The organism is Bartonella sp. AA78NXGY (assembly GCF_042197005.1).
Lineage (GTDB): Bacteria > Pseudomonadota > Alphaproteobacteria > Rhizobiales > Rhizobiaceae > Bartonella.
Genome location: NZ_JBHIRI010000115.1, coordinates 1 through 521, shown reverse-complemented (window position 1 = coordinate 521; position 521 = coordinate 1). Strand labels below are relative to the sequence as shown.

Annotated in this window: 1 protein-coding gene; it reads left to right on the top strand. The window is 35.7% G+C overall.

Translation table 11 applies throughout. From position 1 onward, the window contains the following. The coding region (locus ACFINL_RS09940) for a type ISP restriction/modification enzyme (protein ID WP_375651513.1) at positions 1-471 on the top strand (471 nt) is incomplete at its 5' end. Positions 472-521: the final 50 nt, after the last annotated feature.

The window sequence follows — 521 nt, the reverse complement described above, 5'->3', positions numbered from 1 at the left end:
GATTTTTGGAAGTTTGTAACAGCTGGGCGTGAACTCGGTCATTTGCACGTAAACTATGAAGATGTAGAGCCTTATCCCGTGATCTTTAAAAAGGGTAATCCAAAACAGACAGAAATCTCTAATCTCGAAAAATTCTATTATGTGACTGAAATGAAATTCGCAAAAGCAGGTAAAGAGAAAGATAAAACCACTGTTATTTATAATAACAATATCACAATAACAGATATACCTCTTGAAGCTTATGCGTATATCGTCAATGGTAAACCCGCTCTTGAATGGGTTATGGGGCGTCAATGCGTAAAGACTGATAAAAAGAGTGGCATTGTGAATGATGCCAATCACTATGCTGTTGAAACCGTTGGCAACCCTGCCTACCCTCTAGAGTTATTTCAGAGGGTTATTACCGTAAGTTTAGAAACAATGAAAATCGTAAAAAAACTACCAAAATTAGAAATTAAAGAAACTGAATAACTTATAAAGCATGCTCACATAATGGGTATGATAAACTCATAAGGGGTATA